At 70.3% G+C, this 1,976-nt stretch carries 3 protein-coding genes; all 3 read left to right on the top strand.

Features of this window, described 5'->3' with window-relative positions:
- On the top strand, window positions 1-305 hold a 305-nt coding region (locus tag ELR45_RS39680), incomplete at its 5' end, for a WYL domain-containing protein (RefSeq protein ID WP_240760240.1).
- 40 nt (window positions 306-345) lie between these two features.
- Window positions 346-753, top strand: a complete 408-nt coding sequence (locus tag ELR45_RS30165) for a YciI family protein (RefSeq protein ID WP_129669600.1) — start codon at window positions 346-348, stop codon at window positions 751-753.
- Complete coding sequence (locus ELR45_RS30160) at window positions 750-1,895, top strand: RNA polymerase sigma factor (protein WP_129669599.1); 1,146 nt, start codon at window positions 750-752, stop codon at window positions 1,893-1,895. Before ELR45_RS30165 ends, ELR45_RS30160 begins: the two co-directional genes overlap by 4 nt.
- The last annotated feature ends 81 nt before the right edge of the window (window positions 1,896-1,976 follow it).

Genomic DNA, 1,976 nt, shown 5'->3' with positions numbered 1-1,976 from the left:
GGCTGCCGGCCGATACCGCCTCGGCCTATCTCGAAGCCTCCCTGCGCGAGCCTCGACACCGTGCGATCATCATCTTCCATGCACCGATCGAGACCGTCAGCGACCGGTTCCTCCCGCGCGACGGCGTGCTGGAGTCGATGGACGAAGGCCACTGCCGGTATACCGCCTGGGTGGATTCATTCGAGTGGCTGGCCGCGACGGTGGCCGTGCGTGGCATCGACTTCACCGTCGAGGAACCGGGCGAGTTCGTCGAGTACTGCCGTGAGCTCAGTGATCGGCTGGCTCGTGCTTCGTCCCCGGGGTGAACACAGCCACAAGGGGCCGTACCGCACGAAGGAGAACATGATGGCCAAGTACCTGTTGCTCAAGCACTACCGTGGCGCGCCGGCAGCGGTGAACGACGTGCCGATGGATCAGTGGACGCCGGACGAGGTCGACGCGCACGTGCAGTTCATGCGTGACTTCGCCGATCGGCTGGAAGAGACGGGCGAGTTCGTCGACACCCAGGCGCTTTCACCGGAGGGCACGTTCGTCCGGTACGGCGGCGAAGGACGGCCGCCGGTCACCGATGGCCCGTTCGCGGAGACCAAGGACCTGATCGCCGGGTGGTACATCATCGATGTGGAGTCCTGGGACCGTGCGGTACAGCTGGCAGGGGAGCTGTCGGCGGCTCCGGGGGCTGGTGGCAAGCCGATCCACGAGTGGCTCGAGGTACGCCCGTTCTACGGCGAACCGTCCACGGTCGCCGAGTGAACGAGGCTCTGCTGCGGGACCTCGTACCCGCGGTGATCGGCGTCCTCGTCCGTCGCGGAGCCGACTTCGTGGCGGCCGAGGACGCCGTTCAGGACGCCCTGGTCGAGGCCGTACGCGTGTGGCCGGATGATCCGCCGCGGGATCCGAAGGGCTGGCTGGTCACCGCCGCCTGGCGCAAGTTCCTCGACGCCGCCCGCGCGGATGCGTCCCGGCGGCACCGCGAGGCACGCGTCGAGGATGAGCCCATGCCCGGCCCGAGCGAGGCGGCGGACGACACGCTGCAGCTGTACTTGCTGTGCGCGCACCCGTCCCTGACACCGGCGTCGGCCGTCGCGCTCACCCTACGTGCGGTCGGCGGCCTGACCACGCGTCAGATCGCGCAGGCCTACCTCGTGCCGGAGGCGACCATGGCCCAGCGGATCAGCAGGGCCAAGCGGACCGTCTCGGGTGTCCGGTTCGACCGGCCCGGTGACGTCGCCACAGTGCTGCGCGTGCTCTATCTGGTCTTCAACGAGGGCTACTCCGGCGACGTCGACCTCGCCGGCGAGGCGATCCGGCTCACTCGCCAGCTGGCGGCCAAGACCAACCATGAGGAGGCCGCGGGCCTGCTCGCGCTCATGCTGCTGCACCACGCGCGACGTCCGGCACGGACCGGCCCCGACGGCAGGCTCGTGCCTCTGGCCGAGCAGGACCGGAGCCTGTGGAACACCCGCCTGATCGCCGAGGGCGTCGACGTGCTTCAGGCGGCCCTCACCCGCGACCGGCTGGGCGAGTTCCAGGCCCAGGCCGCCATCGCCGCGCTGCACGCCGACGCACAGACGGCCGAGGAGACCGACTGGGTGCAGATCGTCGAGTGGTACGACGAACTGGTCCGCCTCACCGACAGCCCGGTGGTCCGTCTCAACCGGGCCGTCGCGGTCGGCGAGGCCGACGGCCCGCGGGCCGGTCTGACCGCCCTAGCCGGGCTCGACCCCGCGCTGCCCCGCCACACCGCCGTGGCGGCGTACCTGCACGAGCGTGACGGCGACCCGGTGATCGCAGCACGGCTCTACGCCGAAGCCGCCCAATCGGCGTCCAGTCTCCCCGAACGCGACCACCTCACGCGACAAGCCGCACGGCTCAATGCGCAGCTGCGCAGTTGAACTCCTCGCGCGGTGACAGTTTGCTCGCCGGCTCCCCGCGCACCGGGCCGCCCGCACGGGAGCGGGTCTCACTTCTCGAGG

This window comes from Phytoactinopolyspora endophytica, from assembly GCF_004138495.1.
In the GTDB taxonomy this organism is placed as follows: Bacteria; Actinomycetota; Actinomycetes; order Jiangellales; family Jiangellaceae; genus Phytoactinopolyspora; species Phytoactinopolyspora endophytica.
Note: the sequence above shows the minus strand (reverse complement) of the source record. Positions and strands in the feature narration are given on the sequence as shown.